Annotated in this window: 2 rRNA genes; both read left to right on the top strand. The window is 45.1% G+C overall.

The features are described 5' to 3' along the window. Position 1: 1 nt before the first annotated feature. Positions 2 to 3,031, top strand: a 23S ribosomal RNA gene (locus tag IQC44_RS11290). A gap of 218 nt (positions 3,032 to 3,249) precedes the next feature. Continuing rightward, positions 3,250 to 3,365: ribosomal RNA gene (rrf, locus tag IQC44_RS11285) — 5S ribosomal RNA — on the top strand.

The raw sequence follows: 3,365 nt of genomic DNA, 5'->3' as shown, positions 1-3,365 counted from the left end.
TAAGCTATTAAGGGCTAATGGTGGATGCCTTGACTGTAAGAGGCGATGAAAGACGTATTAGGCTGCGATAAGCCTCGGGGAGCTGCCAAAGAGCTTTGATCCGGGGATTTCTGAATGGGGCAACCCAATATATAGAGATATATATTACCCTAAGGGGAGCGAACCTGGTGAAGTGAAACATCTCAGTAGCCAGAGGAAGAGAAATCAAATGAGATTCCGTTAGTAGCGGCGAGCGAACGCGGATTAGGACAAACCCAATACTTGTATTGGGGGTTGTAGGACTATAATGTGTAATTAAAGAGGATAGATGAAATAGTTGGAAAGCTGTAGCATAGAAGGTGATACTCCTGTAATTAAAATTCTCAATAATACTAATAGTATCCTGAGTAGGTCGGAACACGTGATATTTTGACTGAAGCTGGGGGGACCACCCTCCAATCCTAAATACTACTTACAGATCGATAGTGAACAAGTACCGTGAGGGAAAGGTGAAAAGTACTGCAGCGAGCAGAGTGAAATAGAACCTGAAACCATTAGCTTACAATCATTCAGAGCCCTATGTCTTGTACAGGGTGATGGACTGCCTTTTGCATAATGAGCCTGCGAGTTGTGGTGTCTGGCAAGGTTAAGCCAAGTGCGAAGCCGTAGCGAAAGCGAGTCTTAATAGGGCGATATAGTCAGATGCTGCAGACCCGAAACGAAGTGATCTATCCATGAGCAGGTTGAAGCTGGTGTAAGAGCCAGTGGAGGACCGAACCCGCTGACGTTGAAAAGTCTTGGGATGACTTGTGGATAGGGGTGAAAGGCCAATCAAACTTCGTGATAGCTGGTTCTCTCCGAAATATATTTAGGTATAGCCTTGTGTTGTAGCATATAGGGGTAGAGCACTGAATGGGCTAGGGCTGCTTACCGCGGTACCAAACCCTATCAAACTATGAATACTATATGTGGAATCACAGGAGTCAGGCGGTGGGTGATAAAATCCGTCGTCGAGAGGGGAACAACCCAGACTAACAGCTAAGGTCCCTAAGTTACATCTAAGTGGAAAACGATGTGGAGTTACTGTGACAACCAGGAGGTTGGCTTAGAAGCAGCCATCCTTTAAAGAAAGCGTAACAGCTCACTGGTCTAGTGATTCTGCGCGGAAAATATAACGGGGCTAAGATGTACACCGAAGCTTTAGACTCAGCACTTAATAATTTTTATAGGAAAAAGTATAACAGTAGTTATATAAGGCTAAATAGATAAAGATAAGATATTAACTTTATCTGTTTAGCAAAATCTTTTAGATAAGATAAGTAGAAATTATTAAGTGCTGAGTGGTAGGAGAGCGTTCTATTCAGCGTTGAAGGTATACCGGTAAGGAGTGCTGGAGCGGATAGAAGTGAGCATGCAGGCATGAGTAGCGTTAAAAGGGGTGAGAATCCCCTTCGCCGAAAACCCAAGGTTTCCTACGCGATGCTCGTCATCGTAGGGTTAGTCGGGTCCTAAGTCGAGTCCGAAAGGGGTAGACGATGGCAAATTGGTTAATATTCCAATACCAACATATAAGCGCGATGTGGGGACGCATAGAGTTAATCGAGGTCACGGATGGAAGTGTGGCTCGAAGGATGTAGGTTGTTAAGTAGGCAAATCCGCTTAACGTTAGACCGAGATCTTACAGGCTCTTGACACTCTTCGGAGGAGATGGAGAATCGATGATACTGTCGTGCCAAGAAAAGCCACTAAGTATATTATATGTTGCCCGTACCGTAAACCGACACAGGTGGGTGGGATGAGTATTCTAAGGCGCGTGGAAGAACCCTCTTTAAGGAACTCTGCAAACTAGCACCGTATCTTCGGTATAAGGTGTGCCTACTTTGGTATATGAACTTGCTTCAAAAAGCTAGAGAGGTTGCAACAAAGAGTCCCTCCCGACTGTTTACCAAAAACACAGCACTTTGCTAACACGTAAGTGGATGTATAAGGTGTGACGCCTGCCCGGTGCTCGAAGGTTAATTGATGATGTCAGCTCACGCGAAGCATTTGATCGAAGCCCGAGTAAACGGCGGCCGTAACTATAACGGTCCTAAGGTAGCGAAATTCCTTGTCAGTTAAATACTGACCTGCATGAATGGCGTAACGAGATGGGAGCTGTCTCAAAGAGGGATCCAGTGAAATTGTAGTGGAGGTGAAAATTCCTCCTACCCGCGGAAAGACGGAAAGACCCCGTGCACCTTTACTACAGCTTGACACTGTAGCTTGGATATTCATGTGCAGGATAGGTGGGAGGCTATGATGACTAGACGCCAGTAGAGTCGGAGCCATCCTTGAGATACCACCCTTGAATATTTGAGTTACTAACTGCGAAGAGTTATCCTCTTTCAGGACAATGTCTGGTGGGTAGTTTGACTGGGGCGGTCGCCTCCTAAATAGTAACGGAGGCTTACAAAGGTTAGTTCAGATGGGTTGGAAATCCATCGCTGAGTATAATGGCATAAACTAGCTTGACTGTGAGACCAACAAGTCGAACAGAGACGAAAGTCGGTCATAGTGATCCGGTGGTTCTGCGTGGAAGGGCCATCGCTCAAAGGATAAAAGGTACGCCGGGGATAACAGGCTGATCTCCCCCAAGAGCTCACATCGACGGGGAGGTTTGGCACCTCGATGTCGGCTCATCGCATCCTGGGGCTGTAGTCGGTCCCAAGGGTATGGCTGTTCGCCATTTAAAGCGGTACGCGAGCTGGGTTCAGAACGTCGTGAGACAGTTCGGTCCCTATCTTCCGTGGGCGTAGGAAAGTTGAAGAGATTTGTCCCTAGTACGAGAGGACCGGGATGAACCAACCACTGGTGTACCAATTGTTCTGCCAAGAGCATCGTTGGGTAGCCACGTTGGGATGTGATAAGAGCTGAAAGCATCTAAGCTCGAAGCCAACTCTAAGATGAACTTTCCCTGAAGTTCCCAGCAAGACTAGCTGGTTGATAGGCTGGGTGTGTAATGGGTGTAAGCCCTTTAGCTGACCAGTACTAATAGAACGTTTGGCTTTTTTTAATACAATTTTCTTTGGTTTACTATCTTATTAAGCATATCATTTAATTATGAATGTTTAATGTTGAGTTATAGATATTTATTTATATGCAATAAAGACTTTAGCATTATCTTTACAACTCTAATCAAGATGAGTAATAAGAGCGAATTTGAATTTAATTTAAAATTCACAATTCAAAGTTATTAATTATAATAAAAGCTTCGCTTTTATTACTCAACTTGTTGGTGGTCAAAGAGAAGTGGAAATACCCAGCCCCATTCCGAACCTGGTAGTCAAGCACTTCATCGCCGATAATACTGCAGGGTCCCCCTGTGGAAACGTAGGTCACTGCCAGCT

The sequence above is a fragment of the Arcobacter vandammei genome (genome assembly GCF_016106035.1).
Classification (GTDB): Bacteria; Campylobacterota; Campylobacteria; order Campylobacterales; family Arcobacteraceae; genus Aliarcobacter; species Aliarcobacter vandammei.
Note: the sequence above shows the minus strand (reverse complement) of the source record. Positions and strands in the feature narration are given on the sequence as shown.